This is a genomic window from Burkholderia sp. Ax-1719 (genome assembly GCF_011753055.1).
Classification (GTDB): Bacteria; Pseudomonadota; Gammaproteobacteria; order Burkholderiales; family Burkholderiaceae; genus Paraburkholderia.
Window position 1 is genome coordinate 29481 of record NZ_VWWJ01000016.1, and the last position, 20480, is coordinate 49960.

The 20480-nt window shown below is 57.1% G+C and carries 13 protein-coding genes; 10 read left to right on the forward strand and 3 right to left on the reverse strand.

The window, feature by feature from the left end:
- The first annotated feature begins 157 nt into the window (after window positions 1–157).
- A complete protein-coding gene (locus F3J17_RS23445; RefSeq protein ID WP_167064449.1) occupies window positions 158–1609 on the forward strand; it encodes a cache domain-containing protein in 1452 nt (483 codons plus the stop codon).
- Between the two features lie 19 nt (window positions 1610–1628).
- Window positions 1629–2288, forward strand: coding sequence for a response regulator transcription factor (locus F3J17_RS23450; RefSeq protein WP_167064452.1), 660 nt, complete (start codon window positions 1629–1631; stop codon window positions 2286–2288).
- Window positions 2289–2391: 103 nt separating this feature from the next.
- Here F3J17_RS23450 and F3J17_RS23455 read toward each other — a convergent pair whose 3' ends face one another.
- Window positions 2392–3000, reverse strand: coding sequence for an ABC transporter substrate-binding protein (locus F3J17_RS23455; RefSeq protein WP_167064455.1), 609 nt, complete (start codon window positions 2998–3000; stop codon window positions 2392–2394).
- A gap of 208 nt (window positions 3001–3208) precedes the next feature.
- On the opposite strand from F3J17_RS23455, the gene F3J17_RS23460 reads away from it, so the two are divergent.
- Together F3J17_RS23460 and F3J17_RS23465 are read left to right on the forward strand one after the other, a co-directional pair.
- A complete protein-coding gene (locus tag F3J17_RS23460; protein WP_167064458.1) occupies window positions 3209–5839 on the forward strand; it encodes an MMPL family transporter in 2631 nt (876 codons plus the stop codon).
- Complete coding sequence (locus tag F3J17_RS23465) at window positions 5836–6846, forward strand: VacJ family lipoprotein (protein WP_167064461.1); 1011 nt, start codon at window positions 5836–5838, stop codon at window positions 6844–6846. The genes F3J17_RS23460 and F3J17_RS23465 overlap by 4 nt, the downstream gene beginning before the upstream one ends.
- 119 nt (window positions 6847–6965) lie before the next feature.
- Here F3J17_RS23465 and F3J17_RS23470 read toward each other — a convergent pair whose 3' ends face one another.
- Window positions 6966–7394: a hotdog domain-containing protein gene (locus tag F3J17_RS23470; RefSeq protein ID WP_240161127.1), complete on the reverse strand. Its 429-nt coding sequence runs from the start codon at window positions 7392–7394 to the stop codon at window positions 6966–6968.
- A 951-nt stretch (window positions 7395–8345) separates the two neighbouring features.
- Between F3J17_RS23470 and F3J17_RS23475 the strand changes: the two genes are divergently transcribed.
- From F3J17_RS23475 to F3J17_RS23490, 4 genes are read left to right on the forward strand one after another with little or no spacing between them, the layout of a single operon-like run.
- Complete coding sequence (locus tag F3J17_RS23475) at window positions 8346–10394, forward strand: hypothetical protein (protein ID WP_167064464.1); 2049 nt, start codon at window positions 8346–8348, stop codon at window positions 10392–10394.
- A 13-nt stretch (window positions 10395–10407) separates the two neighbouring features.
- Window positions 10408–12558: a hypothetical protein gene (locus tag F3J17_RS23480; protein WP_167064467.1), complete on the forward strand. Its 2151-nt coding sequence runs from the start codon at window positions 10408–10410 to the stop codon at window positions 12556–12558.
- A 35-nt stretch (window positions 12559–12593) separates the two neighbouring features.
- Window positions 12594–13130: a hypothetical protein gene (locus tag F3J17_RS23485; RefSeq protein WP_167064470.1), complete on the forward strand. Its 537-nt coding sequence runs from the start codon at window positions 12594–12596 to the stop codon at window positions 13128–13130.
- On the forward strand, window positions 13117–14688 hold the full coding sequence (locus F3J17_RS23490; RefSeq protein WP_167064473.1) for a tyrosine-type recombinase/integrase: 1572 nt from the start codon (window positions 13117–13119) through the stop codon (window positions 14686–14688). The genes F3J17_RS23485 and F3J17_RS23490 overlap by 14 nt, the downstream gene beginning before the upstream one ends.
- A 193-nt stretch (window positions 14689–14881) precedes the next feature.
- On the opposite strand, the gene F3J17_RS36620 is transcribed toward F3J17_RS23490, so the two are convergent.
- On the reverse strand, window positions 14882–15877 hold the full coding sequence (locus tag F3J17_RS36620; RefSeq protein WP_167064476.1) for a TauD/TfdA family dioxygenase: 996 nt from the start codon (window positions 15875–15877) through the stop codon (window positions 14882–14884).
- Window positions 15878–16319: 442 nt separating this feature from the next.
- Here F3J17_RS36620 and F3J17_RS23500 point away from each other — a divergent pair, with 442 nt between their 5' ends.
- Window positions 16320–17084 carry a hypothetical protein gene (locus F3J17_RS23500; protein WP_167064479.1) on the forward strand — a complete coding sequence of 255 codons (765 nt, stop codon included), beginning with the start codon at window positions 16320–16322 and terminating at the stop codon, window positions 17082–17084.
- A 7-nt stretch (window positions 17085–17091) separates the two neighbouring features.
- On the forward strand, window positions 17092–20418 hold the full coding sequence (locus F3J17_RS23505) for an ATP-dependent helicase (RefSeq protein WP_167064482.1): 3327 nt from the start codon (window positions 17092–17094) through the stop codon (window positions 20416–20418).
- The last annotated feature ends 62 nt before the right edge of the window (window positions 20419–20480 follow it).

Consider the following 20480-nt stretch of genomic DNA (forward strand, 5'->3'; position numbering starts at 1 on the left):
GCTCGTAGAAAATCGGGGATGCGTGAAATCGTTGCGCGTGCATCTATCGCGCGATACGTGCAACACAGGCAGGCCCGCGCGGAAATTGCCCGCCCTGACAGACGCGCCCGGTTATGCTTGCACACTCTGCTTCCCAATACTGCCAGCCCCGGCCGCCATGCCCGCCCCATTTTTCTTCAACGACCGGCTGAAGACAAAAATCTTTCTGCTCGCGGTCGTGCCGTTTCTCGCCGCGATCGCAAGCATCGGCATTGGCGTGCGGCAGCAGGCGACCGCGCTCGCGCGCACGCAACACGCCACCATGCAGGCGGCGTATCTGTCGAGCAAAGAGATCGAGCTGCGCCATTACGTCGAACTGGCCACCAGCGCCATCGAGCCGCTTTACGATCCCAACGCCGCCGGCGCGACCACCCCGCCCGCCGATGAAACCGCCCGCCAGCGCGCGGCGCTCGCCGTGCTGCAAAAGATGGACTTCGGCCCCGACGGCTATTTCTTCGTCTACGACATGCATGGCCGTTCGCTGATGCATCCGCGCGAGCCCAGCCTCGTCGGCCAGGATCTGTGGAACCTGCGCGATCCGCAGGGCGCGCTCACGATCCAGCAACTCGTGACGGCGGCGCAGCACGGCGGCGGTTACGTGCGCTACATGTGGCACCGGCCTTCGACGGGCAAGCTCGCGCCCAAGCTCGGCTACGTGGTGGCGCTGCCGCGCTGGGGCTGGATGGTCGGCACAGGCATTTATCTGGACGATGTCGATTCCACGCTCGCCCATATCGACGAACGCGCCTCGGCCAATATCGAGCGCACGCTGCAATGGCTCGGCGTGATCGCGCTGGCGGGCGTAGGCGTGTTCGCGCTCGGCGCGCTGGTGCTCAACGTGAGCGAGTACCGCAGCACCGACGCCAAGCTCAAACGTCTCGCGCAGCAGGTCGTGGAATCGCAGGAGCAGGAGCGCGCACGGCTGTCGCGCGAGTTGCACGACGGCATCAGCCAGATGCTGGTGTCGGCGAAACTGCTGCTCGAATCGGCGCTCGCGCGCTTCGAGCGCGGCGAAACCCGCGTGGCCGCCGCCGAGGCATCGCTGTCCACCGGACTCACGCGTCTGTCAGACACGCTGCGCGAGGTGCGCCGCATCTCGCACGCGCTGCGCCCGGCCATGCTCGACGATCTCGGGCTGGCCGCCGCGCTCGAACAACTCACGCGCGAGCTCGCCGACGAATCGTCGATGGAGATCGGCTTCACGCTGGAAGGCGAGGGCGACGCACCCATGCGCGCGAGCGCGCGGGCCGCGCCCTTGCCCGACGCCGTCAACACGGTCTTGTTCCGCATCGCGCAGGAAGCGCTCACCAACATCGTGAAGCATGCTCATGCGCGGCGCGCGGCGCTCACGCTCGACATCGGGCAGGATGGCGTGACGCTCGCCATCGCCGACAACGGGCGCGGCTTCGACGTGGCGCTCGCGCAGGCCGATCCGCGCGCGGGTATGGGGCTGCGCAACATGCGTGAGCGACTGGAGCCGCTGGGCGGCCAGCTTTCCATCAGCTCGAAGCCGGGACATACGGTGCTAACCGCGTGGGTGCCGATCCGCCCGGGCGGCGCCCGCACATAAAGAAGCACACAGAGACACCATGAACGAAGCAGTGGAACCATCAAAGGAGGTGGCGAAGATCGCGCGCCTCGTGCTCGTCGACGACCATCCGCTGGTGCGCGACGGACTGCGCGCGCGACTCGAAGCCGTGCCGGGCCTCGAAGTCGCGGGCGAGGCGGGCAACGCCGATGAGGCCATCGCCCTGGCCGCCGCGCTCGAACCCGATCTCGCGCTGATGGACGTCGGCATGGCCGGCATCAACGGCATCGCGCTGGCGGGCATTTTTCACGAGCGCTTTCCGGCGATCCGCGTGCTGATGCTGTCCATGCACGACAACGTCGAATACGTGACGCAGGCGCTGCGTGCGGGCGCAAGCGGCTATGTGCTGAAGGATTCGCCGGGCGCGGAGATTGTGCGCGCCATCGAAGCCGTGCTGGCGGGGCAGACGTTTTTCAGCGCGGGGCTGGGCGCGCGCATGATCCAGGCGTCGCTCAAGGAAACGCCCATCGAGCGTCTCACGCCGCGCGAGCGCGACATTCTGGATGCGCTCGCCGAAGGTTTATCGAGCAAGCAGATCGCGCAGCGCGCGGGTTTGTCGGTGCGTACTGTTGAGACGCATCGGCTCAATCTGAAGCGCAAGCTCGATATCGACGGTCAAGCGGAACTGATCAAGTTCGCGGTGGAGAACCGCAGAAAGTAAGCGCTCAAAACGCAACGCCCAAACGCACACGGCGCGCACTCTCGCGAAAGAGTGCGCGCCGTGCCGTCTGATTCCTGCGCGAACGACTAAGCTGAATGAAGCTTTAGCTGCGCGCGTTGTGATCGACGAGGAACTTGATGAGGCCGTCGATGCCGCCCTTGGCGATCTGGTCGGCGAACTGGGTCTGATAGACCTGGATCAGCCACGCGCCCATCATGTTGATGTCGTAGATCTTCCAGCCGTTGCCGGAACGTTCGAGGCGGTAGTCGATGGCGTCGTCGCCGCCGTTGCTCAACACGTGCGACTGCACGACGGTGTCCTTCGCAGCCGCGCCCGTATTCGACGGCGCGAACTTGAAGTTCACCTGGGTGTCGCGAAGTTGCGCGAGCGACGATGCATAGGTCTTCACGAGCAGGAGTTGAAATTGCTCATACAACTTCTGCTGTTGGTCGGGGGTAGCCGTCGTCCAGGCCTTGCCGATGGCGATACGCGTGGTGCGCTGGAAATCCGTGGCGGGCACGAAATGGGTCTCGACCACCTTGGTGATCTGGGCCATGTCGCCGCCGCGGGCTTGCGGATCGGCCTGCATCGCCTTCACGGTGCCTTCCACGGCGGCTTTGACGACGGCGTCCGGAGACGACTGGGCAAAAGCGGCGCCCGACACGCCCGACAGGAAGGCGGCGGCGATAAATGCGGTGAGATAACGTTTCATACGCGTTTTTGGAGCAGTGAATTTCAGGTGCCGGTGGGATGGGGCAAGGTTGCGGCGCAAGCGACGCTGCGATCCCGCCCCGGCTGACCCAGTATAACGGCTTTGCCGGTTGCGCTCGTGTGCGCGAGGCGCGCCTTGCTGGGCGAGGCCGGTATACTTGAGCGCTTCACATCAAGAACTAGTTAAACGACAAGGCCCCCTCGCCTTTATGCTGAAGCCATTCATCATCCACCTCGTCGCCTGGTCTGTGCGCCGCGCGGCGTGGGTCATCACACTCGCGCTCGCGCTGGCCGTCTTCGGTAGCGTGTACGTTGCGAAGCATTTCAAGATCAACACGGACATCAGCGGCCTAGTCGAGAACAACGCCGAATGGGCCGCGCTCGGCGACGCCAAGGACAAGGCGTTCCCCAATCGAAGCGGCTCACTGCTGGTGGTGGTCGAAGCCCAGGTGCCCGAACTCGCGGACGCCGCCGCCGACAAACTCGCCGACGCCCTCAAGCAGCACACGAACGAATTCAGCGCCGTCTCGCAACCCGCGGGCGGCCCGTTCTTCGAACACAACGGCCTGCTGTTCCCGTCGACGCCAACGGTGCTGTCGACCACCGGCCAGCTCGTGCAGGCGCGCCCGCTGATCAACCAGCTCGCGAAGGATCCAAGCCTCGCTGGCCTCGCCGGCACGCTCACCACCACACTGCAACTGCCGCTCACGATCGGTCAGGTGAAGTTGCCGCAAATGGCAAGCCTGCTCGGCAGCGCCGCCAATACCGTCGACGATGTGCTCGCCGGCCGGCCCGCCGCGTTCTCGTGGCGCGCGCTGGTGGACAAGGACGCCGCGACCAAACCCGCGTTCTCCTTCGTTACCGTTCAACCGGTGCTGAATTTCGCCGCGCTCAAGGCCGGCGCAAGCGCCTCGCAGGCGATCCGCGATACGGCCGCATCGCTGCATCTCGACACCGAATACGGCGCGCGCGTGCGCCTGACCGGCGAACAACCGCTCGCCGATGACGAATTCGCCTCGGTGCAGGACGGCGCGGCGCTCAACGGCGCGATCACCGCCATCGTCGTGCTTGTGATCCTGTGGCTCGCGCTGCGCTCGGGCCGCCTGATCGGCGCCGTGCTCATCACGCTGGTGGTCGGCCTGATCGTCACGGCGGCGCTGGGTCTGGCGATGATCGGCTCGCTCAATATGCTGTCGGTCGCCTTCATGGTGCTGTTCGTGGGGCTGGGCGTGGACTTCGGCGTGCAGTTCGGCGTGAAGTATCGCGAGGAGCGCTTCCAGGACGACCGGCTCGACGTCGCGCTGCTCAAGACCGCGCGCCTGATCGGCGTGCCGCTCACGCTCGCCGCCATCGCCGTGGCCGAAAGTTTCTTTTCGTTCCTGCCGACCGCGTACAAGGGTCTGTCCGAACTCGGCCAGATCGCGGGCGTGGGCATGTTCGTCGCGTATATCGCCAACATGACGCTGCTGCCCGCGCTCATCAGCGTGTTCAAGCCGAAGGGCGAGCGCGCTTCGCCGGGCTTTGCGTTTCTCGCGCCCGTCGATAAATGGCTGGCGGAGCATCGCAAGCCGGTGCTGATCGGCACGCTGATCGTCGTGGTGGGCGCATCGCCGCTGCTGTATTTCCTGCGCTTCGACTTCAATCCGCTGCATCTGAAGGATCCGCATACGGAATCGATGGCGACGCTGATCGCGCTGAAAAATTCGCCGGTCATTTCGATCAACGACGTGAGCGTGCTCGCGCCCACGCTGGCGGCTGCCGACACCATCGCCGCGAAGCTCGAAAAGCTGCCGGAAGTGGGCCGCGCGACCACGCTCAGCTCGCTGATCCCCACGGACCAGCAGCAAAAGCTCATGCTGATTTCGAGCGCCTCGCAGCAACTGATGCCCGCGCTCACGCAGCAGCCCTCGTCGCCAGTCACCGACGCCGTGCGCGTCGATACGCTCAAGCGCGCGGCCAACCAGCTCGCGCTGGCGGCGGGCGATCATCCGGGTCCGGGCGCAGCCGAAGCCAAACATCTGTCGGATGGGCTGATGAAGCTGGCGGCCGCCAGCCCGGCCCTGCGCGACAAGGCCGAAACCGCCTTCAGCCAGCCGCTCAGGCTCGCCTTCGCGCAGCTGGAGCGCCTGCTGCAGCCGTCGGAAATCACGCGTGAAAATCTGCCGCCCGCGATGGTCGGCGACTGGGTGTCGTCCGTCACGGGGCAGGCGATTGTCGACGTCGCGCCGCGCGTGCCCGCAGGCGTCGATCCGAACGACGACGTCATGCTCGCGCGCTTCTCGCACGCCGTGAAGAAGGCGGAGCCGGGCGCGATCGGCGGCCCGATCTCGATCCTGCACTCGGCCAACGTGATCATTCTGGCGTTCCTGCAGGCGGCGTGCTGGTCGGTGCTGCTCATCACCGCGCTGCTGTGGATCACGTTGCGCCATTTCGGCGACGTGCTGCGCACGCTGATTCCTCTGCTGGTATCGGCGCTCGTGACACTAGAGTTGTGTGTTGTGTTCGGTATCCAACTCAATTTCGCCAACATCATCGCGCTTCCCCTGATGCTGGGCGTGGGCGTCGCGTTCAAAATCTATTTCGTGATGGCATGGCGCGCGGGGCAAACCGGCCTCCTGCATTCGAGCCTCACACACGCGGTGCTGTTCTCGGCCGCAACCACCGCCACGGCGTTCGGCAGCCTGTGGCTTTCGCACCATCCGGGCACGTCGAGCATGGGCAAACTGCTCGCGCTGTCCTTGTTATGTACGCTGATCGGCGCCGTGGTGTTCCAGCCGGTGCTGATGGGCAAGCCGCGCGCAAAGCGCACACGATCGCAAATGCAGGGGATCGATCAATGATGAAGAAAAAAGCCGCGCTCACCATGGCGGCAGCGAGCCTGACGCTCCTCGTGACGTCGGGCTGCGCAACCGGTCCTGAGCGCAAGCCGGGTGACCCGTTCGAACCCGCGAACCGGGCGATCTTTACGTTTAACGACGCGCTCGACACCCATATCGCGCAGCCGATCGCGAAGGGTTACCAGAAAGTCACGCCTCAGCCGATGCGCCAGGCGATTTCCAACTTCTTCTCGAATCTCGGCGACATCAGCAATTTCGCCAATGATCTGCTGCAGTTGAAAATCACCGACGCGACCGAAGACCTGATGCGTCTGGCAATGAACACGACCTTCGGTCTGGGCGGCCTGATCGACTTCGCTACGCCCGCGGGCCTGCCGAAGCACCATCAGGACTTCGGTCTGACGATGGGCCATTACGGCGTGCCGGCGGGTCCGTATCTCGTGCTGCCGGTGTTCGGGCCCAGCTCGATTCGCGACGGTATCGGCATGGGCGTGGACGTGAAGTTCAACCTGCTCAACTACATCGAGCCCGCCGTGCGCAACCCGATGTATATCGCGCAGTTCGTCAGCACGCGCGCCGATCTGCTGGGCGCAACCGACCTGCTGCAACAGGCCGCGCTCGACAAGTATTCGTTCGTGCGCGACGCGTATCGCCAGCAGCGCCAGTCGATGATCAACGGCTCGCAGAACAGCAACGCGCCGCTGCCGGACTACGGCGACCCAGGCGCCACCGACGACAACGGCGGCGGTGCTGGCGCGGGCAAGTCGAATAACGGACTGCCGAATTACGAGGATCCGGGCGAGGGCAGTGCAGCGACGCCTGCCGCCGGTGCGACGGGTGCGGGCGCAGGGGCGGCTGCCGCTGCGGGTACGGCGGGTGTTGCGGCAGGTACGGCGGCGTCCGCGCCGGTTGCCGCTTCCGCTCCCAAGGCGGCTTCTGGCGCTGTGCCAGCGAAAGCGGCTTCGGCTCCGGCAACTGCTGCGCCGGCGCAACCGGCCTCGGCGCCTTGAGCTCGAACGCGATGTGATGGATTCGCCTGCGCGAGCGGGCGAATCCAGATGTGAAAAACCCCGGCAAGGTCATCGACCTTGCCGGGGTTTTTTCTGCCTTAAGCGGAAAACAACTCAGCTCAATGCACCGCTTCGTCTTCCTGGCGTTCTTCGCGCGCGGCCTCGTTTGCCACCGCAACGGCCGTCGCATCCATCGCCGTATGCACCGTCTGGCGATACAGCTCGTACGCTTCTTCCGCGTAGCGAATGCGGTCGCGGCCATGCGGCGCAGGCTTGCCATCGGCGCCCATGTTCACGAACACCATCTTTTCGATCGTCAGGATGCTCTTGCGCGTGACCTTGTTGCGCACTTCGCAGCGCAGGGTGATCGACGTGCGGCCAAAGTCGGTCGCCGTGATGCCGAGTTCAATGATGTCGCCCTGACGCGCCGAACTCACGAAGTTCACTTCGGAGATGAGCTTGGTCACGACGCGCTGGTTGTCCAGCTGGCAAATCGCGTAGATGGCCGCCTCTTCGTCGATCCAGCGCAGCAGGCTGCCGCCGAACAAGACATTGTTTTCCAGACTACAATTTTCGTCAAAACGTCCTAGACTCCCTTTTATGTCGAGTAATTAGGAGACTTTGTTGACGATGGCCTTTGACGACTAATCGTTGCAAGTCTTACTGCGTCGCTGGAGGCAGTCGGCGGCCAACGGTCGCGCTCCGCCTACGATCAAAGTTCATCAATCGGCAGTTCGCGCGCCGATGCATGTGGATAACTTTCGCGCACCAATAGTTTTCATGCAACGAAATGCAGATTCGATAAATAAATATTTTTAATACCGAGGCAGCCGCCGCGATCGATGGTTTCGCGGGACCGAGACTCTAAGGAGCCGGCAATGGAAGGATTAGTGCTAACGGATGGCGGATTCAGAGCAGCCTTGGTCACAGATGACGCCGGAAGCTATCGCAGGTATAGCCTCTATTCACATTCCGACAATGTGCGAGACGCTGTGCGGTTCTCAAAGGCAGCTAGGCTATTCGTCTACAGAAAGCACAAGAGCCTCCAGTCTCGCTGCCTCAGAGCCCTTTCTTGGAGCAAACTCGCGCACTATTTTCAGACCACAAGTCCATTTGTCATACCTATCTCGGCACTTGAGTGGCCGACGGTCATCTACGAGAACTACGAACTTCACCTTAGTTCGATGTCAGGTAACGCGCTGGGAGCCCGCTTGAGAGCATGGCAAGGAGGCATTCGGCCGATCCTTGAGTTCTTGCGCGCCGTTGAGGAACTGATCCCTTGGCGCGTAGACGTGCGATTGGGGAAAGCATTCCGGCACATTCGGGAGGAGCCCCCCATCAGCGCGTTTCACAGCGGTAGCCCTTCCCTCGCGTCAGATCCTGACATCATCCGACTTTACGCCGTACTCCCTAAAAGAACTACGGCCGAACTGATTTGAATGAGAGCAGATGGATTATCGGCGTATATCGTCGCAAGGGACCGCTTTGGGGAGCCGGCAATGGATGGATTCGAATATATAGATGGAGGCTTTAAAGTGACTGTCGTAGATGAGGCCGGACTCCCGCATCCTCACATACTCGGTCCTCTTTTTGACAACGGGCAACAAGCGTGGCGCGTCTTAACTGCGCTTAAGTCTTTCATCTACCGAAGCGACAGTTTCTACACACGTAATCTCGAAGCGCAAGCGCTGAGGGATTTTGTAAGATCTGCCCATGAAAAGGGCATACACTCAATGCCGACCTCGGCAAGCGGCTGGCAGACGGCGGTAATCAAAATTTATGAGCATCAAATCAGCGGACAATCGGGCAAATCTACTTTAGATACCCGCATGGCGAAATGGCAGGGAAGCACACAACCAATGCTTGAATACCTGCGCGATATTGAAAATGTAATACCCAAAAGCGTAAAAATACCGCCCAAAAGACGATATCGAAGCGTGCGGCGACCGAACTTCAGGACGGGCACCATTTGCGGTGGTGAAACCAAACAACGGAGTTCGTCCGAAGAAATAAACGAGAGCTCGGCCTTATTGTTGAATCTGGACCTCAGCCGGACCGACGCCGAATATCTTGAGAATTTTCGGGACAGGTTAATTGAGGCGCGCGCTGCTTTGGATGACGATTGCGTCGCTTACGTGACGTCGATGGCCGCGCATTTTGACTACGGGCAACGTATCTTAGGGATGTGCTCAGAAGAGGAAGCTGATCTACTTCAGGCCTCCTACCTCACTTACCGTGAGATGCGAAAGGACCTCGAGCCAGGCAATTCCGTTGGCGCAACCGAAATCTCGCTGGCACGGGTCCTCCGCCTCTTTTTACGCGCAGAACCCAATGCAAAGCTCAAGATGATCTTTGCGAACACGCCTTGGCTCCCAAGCTGGCAGATGCTCAACTTCCCGCTGAACGCGCCACCCCCTCCCCACTCAGCACTTAGAAGTGACACGCGACGCTTCCGGTGGATGCTGGGCCTATTAGACGCAGCTGATCTTTCGATCACCCATTTCTTACTTTCAATTAGAAATCCTAAATTTAATGCGTCACCACTTTTCTATGCGAATCTGAACGACAAACATGGTCACTCATACTTTACGGTAGTTGTCGACGGGATATCTTATTCGGTAGACAAGCGCCGGGCTAAGTCACGGAAGGCAAGCACTCTAGACTCTGAGAGCATCCTTGCCATAGAAACACTTCTTAAGATGACTAAACGCGCGCGCGATCGAATGACCGCCGGCAATCCTTTAAAAAATCTGCTGTTCTTCGCAATTGGTTATACGGGTGCACACGGGTTGAAGTACCAATCACTTTATTCATTTTCTGAAGATAGCGACGGCCGCTCGGTAAAGTATTTCCTGCCCAAGACGGCTGCCCTGAAGATACCACCAAAACACATCGTACCTAAAAGGCTTCGCCGAACTAATGCAGTCCTTGAATGGTTCAAGACCGGATCGATTCTTGCTGCGGCTCGAAAAATTGGCAATACAACCAAGGTTATCATTAAACACTACATTCCTGAAGCACTTCTCAGAGCTTGGAATGTCCGCCTAATTAGACGCTTCCAAAATATCTTCTTGGCGACGGCCGCCGCCAACGAGCCCTATCTCCTCCGGGCTACCGATTTTTCCAAGCCGGCGGAACTCAAGAAGTTCATCGACGACATGCTTAGTCAGCATGCCCCTTCTAGCAGTAAGCTCGCCCGGCTAATGCACGAACGTTTCCGGCATCCCGAAAGCGTCGATCCGCGTTCTGACAAACCGAAGGCGACCGACGAAAGCTCCCTTGTCATTGGCATCACTCCGGCAACTCTTGCGGCTCTCTATGCCTATCGGGATCTAGCCTACGAAAAAGGCATCGCGTGCATGACAACAGGAAAACCAAAGCCCGGCGACATCTTGCCTGAGGCCATTATCGACCTCGCCGACCTGCTAGACACACGCATCCGTGATCATCACGATCCGAGCTTTCGCGCGGCACATCGGGAAGCCGAGTTTTTGACGCCAAAAATCATCGAAAGCATGCGCGAAGGCGTTCGCGCCACATTTGGGTAACGGAGAACGAGCCATGCGCCGTCGTCCGCAATCTGCACTAAGAAGTGAGGCAACTATCTTGGCAGAGTTGCTCGAAGAGGCACATGCTCTAAAGACCATAGAGGTGCGCACTTGGACTGCGCCATGGTTGCTCTCGCCGATACATGACCCGGTTTGGCGTCTGAGGACGGATGATAGCGTTCTGATAGATGGCGAATGGCGTGCCGTGATCACCATTGACTGGGACGACAAGCTTCCCGATGGATCCAAGCTCACAGACGAATGTAATCAGCGATACCTTGAGTTTCTCCAACGATCCGCATTTTTGCTAAGGGAAGAGATTCTGGACATACGAGCAAGCAGCACCCACGCCATTCACATTTCTATCCTGAAGGCGCTTACACATTGGATTTTTTCGCAATCAAATCGCTTCTCCCCGGCTGAACACGGTTTTTCGAAGGTTGACGCATCGGGAATTCACGATTTCATGAAAAAATACATTGCCGGTGGATTATTCGAGGTCGGCGATTATGGCGCTAAATTCTTGAAGTCCATTGACAAAGAATTGTATTCAAAATGGAACGCGTTGCGCCCAAAACCATCCATTAGAGTTCTTCCAAAAGATATTGTCGATTCGATCTGCAAAAAACTCGACTACCTTGGATTCTACAGCGTTACCGAGGGGATTGGACCTAATTCTGGATTGAAATATGTTGATCGGACTAAAGTCGCTGAATTGATGCAAGCGGACGTCTCCGTCATGAAAATTCCGGGCGCAAGTGTATTCTTCCGTCAGTTTGAACCCGAGTACATTAAAAAATTCGGTCGACTAATGGTGCGCGTCGCACAGATAAATCATAAGTTTCTTTCCCACAGGACCTATACCATTGATCAGGTAAACTCCAACAAACCGACAAAACAAATCGCCCATACCATTACTACAATTCGATGTCTAGAGGCACTTTCGGAGACGTTACCACTTAGCTTGAGACCGCTTGCGGCATCAAGCTTGAAATCACCACTGAATCGCTATCTGAGAGATTCTGATCCCGGCGACCACACACCTTGGATTCCACTCGAGACGTCCTTCGTGTACCTCAACGAATCACTACGCTGGATCCTCGAGTACGGGGAGCCTCTTGTAGATTTTTATCTCAAAGCATCAAAATATTTTAAAGAAAGCAGCTTATTGATATCTGGTTCACCCATGGAGCGAATAGAAGCCCGTGAACTATGGACGCAGGAAAACATGCCGGAAAAGCTTAAATCTGCTGGCATAACAGGATGGTCCAGTTTCCGAAAAACCAGAATTCATGGCACCGCGCCTTTCCCGATAACAAAGGCGATGACTATTTTTCTCGGCGCTTGCATCTACATTATCTCCGGCGTTCTTCCGGCAAGAATTGATGAGATCGTGTCACTGGAGAAAACCTGTATTAGCTTTACCGATGGCGATGGGTTTTGGTTGCGCAAGCGACGCGGAAAGGCTGTCGAGAATGATCAGCATCATTCCATGGATGTCCCTGTTCCACAAGTGGTTGCAACGGCAATAGGTCTGCTTATCCGTATAGGTGTGAAATCGAGGGAGTTCGTATCCGGATATAAAGAGCTCAACCAAAAATTCCTGTTCTATTTACCTATATTTCACTCCCTTGAAACACAAGCCATCAAAAGACGTGACGACAAATCAATCCAATATGCTTTAGATATCTTTTGTGATCATATCGGGCTCCCGCCTGACGAGCTTGGTCGACGGTGGTATGTGCGCATCCATGAAAACCGAAAGGCATTCCTTCTATCATTTGTCTGGTATTTCAAAAGTTCGTCTTTGGATGCAGCCAGATGGCTAGCTGGACATACCGACCCCAATCACATCCTTGCCTACATCAAAGCAAACATCCCGGGCGAAGAAATATCAGAGCTTGAGGCAGATTTCCTAGCCGAGATGCTCTGGGATTTCGGCATTTCACCCAGTAGAAAACCTGAAGTCAGAAACATCAGCGCCCTCTATCGTAGAGTCAAAGCTCACTTTCACGTTCGCGAGATTAGCGAAGTGAACCAGAAAGAATTAAACGACTACCTCGAATACTCTCTTTTCGAAGGAAAAATTCACATCGACGTAATAAACCTCATCACAAGAACCGGAAAGCAGAAAATTGCTCTTCGGTTTCGGATTTCCAAGTAAATATCTCAGTGCTTCAAGATGTCAAAGGATAGGCCATGAAATCCCATCGACCATCAGCGAGAGCCATAAACAGTGCGCGAAATTTATGGGTCCAACTCACCGCAGCAACAGACTCAATCAACCCTCCTCGTGCGCTCTTAAACGCTTGCGCTACGCAAGAATCACTGGCAGCGTTCGAGTCTGAAGAAAAGGAGATACGGCCGCTCGCCTTGAATACATTGAAGTCTGCCGCAGAGCTAGCTGTAGAAAACGGCGGATGGCATGCAATGAATGATTTGCGGATGCGACTGTTTCTTCGCGCCATCGCACACAACTATCCAGAGCGAAGAAGCCGACGCGGCCTGGGATTTCAGCTGCGCACAAAGAAGGACGAAATCGCGATCTTGAACGATCGATACCAGCATCTCTTACGTAGCAGGGCCACCCTACTTCAGGCTTACTCCGATATTGTTGACTTGCTCAAGACCTATCGAACACTAAGTCCCAATCTCTCTGACCGCCTAAAGCGCCACGAGGCTATGTTTGACATCAAACTGCTTTCCGAAGCGGGAGGAACCGATGAGAAGAAGTGAAGAACATGGAACCCGGGACGGCGAATCAACCAGTCGTCAACTGTTCACCGTTGTTCGAGACGTACATCTTATAGAGTATCCATCTTTTGACAATGACAGCGGAATCTATGACACTTCGACGACTAGACGCGCGGACGCGCTGGTCTTTATGCGATGGCCAAATGGGCAACCCTGTCTCGAGATAGAACTCTATCTATTGTCACTCGCAGAGAATGGCGCCAGACTGGACAGAAACGGCGGCTCCGTTCGACAAGAAGCCGTTAAGCTCTCTCCCCTCGTAAGGTTTTGCTATAAGAACGGCTTAAATTTTTGGGATATTTGGTCTGATCATTTTCAACGCTTTATCGATGAATTAAAGGACGAAATCAAGCCAGATGGAAGAAAAGCGCGTGAACTCAACCAAGTACTTGAGATCTCAGACTCCTGCATTCGCTTCTTGACTTGGTTACAAGAGTCACTCCTTCCCCATCGCACCATCGTAGACGTAAAAGGCAAACCTCATCAGATTCTATTAAAACTCAAAAAAACGAAGGATCAGCGCACGGGTCGGACGTACACCTCCTACCATTTCTTCGGAAATCCGCCATCCTCTACTCGACAATTGAAAACTCCGATGCCTAAAGAGAGCATCGATAAGCTTTTTGACGCGATCACAAAGAAGTATGACATTGAGAACTGCCATCCTCGGCTAAGGCGTAGATTCCAGAACGAAGATGCGTTAAGAAAGTATCTCGAATTTCAACGAGCCACCTGGGATGGAGTGCTGACTGTATGTTTGGCCTTCGGATGCAGGCCAGCCGAGGTATCTACGATGAGTCGAACCAAGAATCTCGAGAAAATGGGTTCGGATAAGAAACTCGTTCTTGCAACTATGAAGCAAAAGAAGGGGGCCGAACGTGAAGTCCCCGTCACTATGAACATCGTCATCAAGCTCGCGGTATACGAACGAAAATATCGCTCAGAGATGCTCGATCAACTACGCACTGCCGGGAAGAACCCCAATCCGAGCGATTTCCTTTTTTTGAATACCCTTGGTAATCCGCTAACCAAAGAGACACTTACTAGGCAATTCGAGAGACTTTGCCGATACGCTGATATAAACGAACGGGCTTGTTTAAGCATGTTCCGACATCGCGCGATCACAAGTCTCGTAGCAATTCATCTAAAGGAGTTCTGCTCCCCTCGATTGGACATCGCTATGCAGGCACTAAACGATGCGGACTACTCCACAATACTCGCCAAGGTAGCATCAATCACAGGGCACTTAAACCCAGAAAGTCTGCGCGACTATATCCATCTTGCCTGGGACGAACTGGGTGCATTCGACCCTGTCGACGCCGCTACCAAGCTCAGTGCGATGTTGCTCACACTCGTAAATGACCTCACCTTCCGCGTGAAAAAGGTCGAGCGTGCCCCGGCAAAAGAGCAAGCGGCAGCTCTCCAAGACTCATTTCACTTGATTCGAGAATCGGAGAAGGAGATGCGTGAATTGTTAGATTTGTCTCAACGAGTGAAGGCCAATCCGGGAGCGCTGTTTGAGCATACAGCGGCTCGATGATTCCGCGATCGATGTCACGATCGACGGAATCATCCAACGGGAGGCCCTACGGTATTTGTGCACGCACGAGGTGCCTCACGGTATGGGTGGAGGATACCTCTGGAATCAGAGGCATCTAGCGTTTCCGGAAGCGGCATCGGCGCTTCTGTGCGCTGGCGATTCAAGACCGCGCGCGATCGTAAGACTACTGCCCTCAGGGAAAGAGCATATAAGGAGGCTTCGTATAACGCTGCCCCTTTGTCAACCCAGTCGTGTCGAGCCCGTAGCTGCGAAGTATCCAGCGAGACTCGCCGCCCGGTTCTCCGCCTACGTCGCTGCGCCCATGCAAAGCCAGGCGATTATTGACGAGCAAGATGTCGCCCGGTTCGACAACAACCGACTTACAGTGCTGATGACATGCAGCGGCAAACGCGTCGTTGGCGGCAGCAGCCGCTGGCTGTTCGTCAGTGTCGACAGAGATGCTGCTGTGGCTATAACGAACCCAAGTTTCGTTGCCAACGTCCAGCAGAATCTCCGCGTCGTCGACGCCATGTTCCTCTCCAAGAATGAGCTTCATTCCTGAAATAAAAGTGCTTTGCGAACGAATACCGAACTGCTGCTTCTTCAGTTCTTCAATCTGTTCGTCGGAGAGGTCCGCCAGCACACCAGTCATTGGCATCACAGTCGTGCGAACGCTATCGGGATTGCGCAGGCCTGTAAGGCAGACGAAGTCCGGCGAGGGAGCGATGTCTGGATTGTCCGGGTCGAAGTGCCCTCGAAACGGAAAGGTTACTGCGTCGGTGTGCCCACGCATGCCACCCTTCGACTTTTCGACATTCCGCCCTTCGCCGGGAAGAACAACGAGGTTCACAAACAACTCGCCATCATTCTCGCAACCGTAGGACACCGTTTCCATGCCGAGCGCACCCAAAGCGATGATCGCTGAAACGCGAGCAATCAAAGTACCCGCAGCGGCCGGGACCGAGATGAAGCCCTGTGGCGTGGGTGGCAATTCTCCCTGAACGAATACCTTCGGCAGCAACGCGAACGGCTCGCCGAGGATACTCTCAATCAGCGCATCAAAGCCTTGCCCGGCGCCCTTTTCATAGGCTTCCCTGACCGCATCGGACAATTCAGCAACCAGCTTTGCAGGCATGCGCAACGCATCGTTCACCTGCTCGGGAGTTTGGTTCTTCCACCAGGCGTCCACGACTGCCCGAACGGCGGCTGCGTATTCAGCGGAAATCAGATAGCCCCCGGGGAGTTGATATCAAGTTGATATATAGTTGATACATGACTATACTGTTGAGATATCCTCGGCTCAAGCGAGACAAACCATGCCATCCGTAACACTTCCCCTACTGGAAGCAGAAGGTTCTGCCCGCATGGTTCGTGAATTTGCTGCGCTAGTCGAGTCAATATCTAGGACCGTCGAGTTTACTGCAAACCCTGACAATGATGGGGTCACGTGCTCCGTGGCGCTGCCAGATGAGACACGGCTCTGTCGCCAAGCCCGGAGCGCTGACGAGGCCGCACGTTGTTTGCTGCTTGCGCTGACAACTGACGTCCTTTGCGCGCGAGTAGATGATCACTGGAGTTCCCGCTACCAGCTCGTTCTCGAGCAAAGCTGCACTCAAGACCCGGAGGGCAAAATGCAACTCGACGAATGCGAAACCACCGCATCCCGAACGAAGGAGCGTCAGGTAACGATTGGCGTTAGCACGAAGGCCTCGTTACATACCGCGATCGGTGTACTAGCACAGGCGCGTGGCGAGTCGCTTTCAGCGGTAGCACGAGACATGGTCGCGAGGGGATTCGAGGACTTCGAAACGCGGTCCTTTACGGAGAGCCAAAGTCGGTTGCTGGCCAGCTTCGAGTCCAAGCTCGCGACATACTGCGAAGGCGAGAACATGCAGTGGATGGTTCGCGTGGACCGAAGGCTGGCAACACGGATCAAGCTCTCCGCAAAAGAGTTCGGGAAATCGGCGTCGTACATGGCTGCCATTTGTATAACTGACGCGTTGGTCAAACAGACCGCAATTGTGCCAGGTGCAGTCGTTCCAACGGAGCTTGAGTCGGCAAAGGCCATCGTTGAGCAATTCAAGGGGCCGGCAGTTCGCAGGCTTGCGGATGATATTGGGCTAGGCAAACGCGGCCCTCTTCTGAGCGGCGTCCTCTCGGGCAAGACAGATGCTCCACGGGCGGTACTTCGAGCGCTATCTTTGAAGCTTAAGGTGTCAATTCCGCTCCTCAAGCAAGTCTTCAACGAATCGTTCCTGAATACCCCCATCCCGGCATTCAAGGCTCAAGGCGAAAAGCCTGAAGTCAGACTCGAGAAGCAATCTTGGGAAGATGCGGTTAAGTCGCTGAAATTGACAGACGAAGACACCGCTGCACTTCTCGAGTTCGCAGACTAAGCTATCAATGAACCCATTTGACCGAGCTCGCGCGGAAGCGCAGGTATTGCGACAACGACTTCTGGAATGCTGCGACACTTCCACACCAACTAGTCGCGAGCTTCTGTCAGTCGTCGAGGACGAGCTTGATTTAGCGGTCGAGAAAGTGCCTGCGGACTACCCGGCCCTTGGCGGTGGCGCGGCCGTTCTCGACCGTCCAGAGCGCTCCATCTATGTCCGTGACGACGTCAGCGAAGCCGAGTTCGCATATCTTGTCGCTCATGAACTGGGCCATTGGGTGTTGGACGTAGACAAGCCACAAACCAGCGTCGCTCACCTCAAGGCAATGGTTGCAGGACCAGAGACGCCAGCTGTAGCAAAGGTCGAAGCCTACGGGGCTCGGGAACGGCAGGAGTTGCAGGCAAATGTGTTCGCTCGTGAGTTGCTGCTTCCGCGAGACACTGCCAACTCGATTTGGAAGGCAGGCAAAAGCGCCCACCAGATAGCCAAGACGTACGTTCTCCCGCTGGAGATAGTTCGCGTACAGTTGCTGGACGGCGTCTTGCTTCCCCCTTATACGCCGCCGCCGGCAAAACCATTGCCGGCGCCGAGCGAAGATCAACGCAAGGCAGCGGAGGCGAAAGAGCGCTTTGTAAACGTTGTCGCTGGCCCTGGGACTGGCAAGACAACCACACTGGTTCATCGCGTCAAGTACCTCATTGAAGACCTTAGCGTCGACCCCAGTCGGATACTCGTACTCACCTTCACGAACAAGGCGGCCTTTGAACTGGTTGAGCGGTTGCGCAATGCAGGCATATCCCGCGCGGCCGATATATGGGCGGGCACATTCCATGCCTTCGGCCTGGAGTTCCTTCGGAAGTATCACCAGCATTTCGACCTTAACGCCGACGTACTAGTCGCAGACAGACTCCAGCAGCTATCGCTACTCGTAAAGAATCTTCCTCGTGTCGAGTTGAAGCACTACCTGCGCGTAGAGGATCCATATGAGTGGCTGAAAACGGTCATCTCCTGCATACAGCGCCTAAAGGAAGAACTCGTCAGCCCGGAGGAATATCGTTCACGGCTCCAGAGCCTGGGCGCCTCCGAAGAGGTCATACAGGACGAGCGCGAGGACGTTGGAACGCTGTACGAGTTGCATGAAAACATCCTGCGCGATGCGCACATGGTTGATTTTGTGGATCTGGTAGCAAAGCCAGCCATGAAAGTGCGGGATGCGAGAGAGACTGTCACCGAACTTGCGGACCACTTTGAACACATCCTCGTGGACGAGTATCAAGACGTCACTGAAGCAATGGTGACGATGGTGCGCCAGCTCGCCGCGAACGCCAAATCGCTCTGGGTCGTTGGGGACGTGCGACAAGCAATCCACCATTGGCGCGGCGCATCAGTCAAGAGTCTCCTGAGATTCGAACATGCCTTCAAGACGGCCGGCGACTCGTCGACGGTCAAGAAGTACTCGCTCGACGCAAACCGCCGAAGCTCTTGGGAAATCCTTGAGCTCTTCGGCCAAGCCGGTCGCGTTCACGTGCTCGAATCGCGTTTGCCGCTGGACGAAATGCATGCCGTCAACGGCAAATCCGGCTCGCTGCCAGAACTTCTTTCATGCGAGTCGCGAACGGCCGTCTCCCAGGCCGTAGTGAATGAAGTCAAAAAGCATCAGCATTCCGGCATCAGCTACCGGGAACAGGCACTGCTTTGTCGCAAGACCGCCGATGTCGAATACCTCGCGACCCAGATGCGTGCGGCTGGCGTACCGATTCTGTACATAGGGGAGCTAGCTCATCGACCGGAGATAAAGCGACTGCTGTGCCTGATGCAACTCCTGTGTGAACGTGCTCCTCGAGCGCTAGTTGGACTGAGCAATACCGCTGGGATTTCTATGCCCATGAGCGACATTGCGATCTTGCTCAGTCAATCGGTAGGCCAGATTGCCTGGCAGCGCGGCCGATGGCTTGGCGAAGCACCGGAGGATTTGTCGTCAGCAGGCGCATCCACAAGCTTTCGGCTCAAGTCCCTTCTTGCGGGATTTTCGCGCCACACGAGTCCTTGGGAGTTCGTTTGCGACATGCTACTCGACCGGCGGTTTGGTCTACCACCAGAGGATGATGCATCACTTGATGCGCAGACGGCTCGGCTGGCGTTGTGGCAGTTTGCGTATTCCGTGCGCAATGGCGACGGCGACATGCGCCAAGCGACCCTGTCCAGATATTTGCTGCGGCAACAGCTAAGGCAGCGCATTGGCGACACACATGGTGACAGGGAGCTGCCTCCTGAAGCGACCGCCATGGACGCCGTACGTGTCATGACGGTTCACGGGAGTAAAGGTCTCGAATTTGAAGCCGTGCACATCGGATACATCGACGCTGACTCCTATGGGGCGGACGAACCCTCGTGGAACTTCGGCGACTCTACACAGGTGCTCGTTCCGCCAGCAGTATTGGGTAGCAATGACGTCGAGCATCAGTTTGAAACAGCCGTCGAGCGGAATAACCTCTTCTATGTTGCGCTATCACGCGCGAAAAATCGGCTGCAACTCTACGAGAACGTCGAATTTGCCACGAGGGCGCGCCTGAAGCAGCTCACGACTGACTCGACCAAATACCTGAGCAAAAGTCTCGGAGAGATCTCGTCGGCCGATTCGGCCGCGGCGCCCGAAGCGAATACTTCTACTTCGCTCTCGGTCAAGTTCGAGGAATTTGAGGCCTATATCCGCTGCCCGTTACAACATCACTACCGCTACCACTTGGGTTTGCCCAATGAGCAAGAGGTCGATGCGGCATTGCGGGCACGCTGGGCTGTCATGGACACGCTCGAAGAATATGCTCGAAACAAAACCCATCCGAAGCAGGTGTTCTATGATGCGTGGGCTCGTTACCAACTTCCTTCCGAGGAAGACGACCCGCAACTCATCCGGGATGCAAAGACTGTATGTCGGCGCGGGTTAGCCGTCATCAAGGAACTCGACGGTACGTTCAGTGAAGGGCTCGTTGCCACGCTCAGAGACGCTGATGTTGAGTTACCTTGGGTCATAGAAACAGGAAAAGGCTCCGCGGCACGACTACATCTCGTTCGCTTCTCCCCTCTCGGAGCCTCTGCAACCGCGTCATATTTGCGCCCGCTGCTGCGAGGCATCCCAGGACGGCGCCCCATGCCGATGGTCATCCACACTCTGGTCGTGGAACAGAGGGTCGACGCACCGATTAGTCAACGACCTGAAAGTACCACGGCCTACAAAGCAGCCGGGAAGATGTGTTCCGGGCAGGTTGTCGCTACGCCGGGCAGACAATGCAGTAGATGCAGCTATTTAACTGTCTGTCCGTCCAAGCCGATCTAGTTGATGTTCATCTGCAGTTTCCGATACGACTTCATCTAATGCGAATGTGAAGCAGCGCAGCT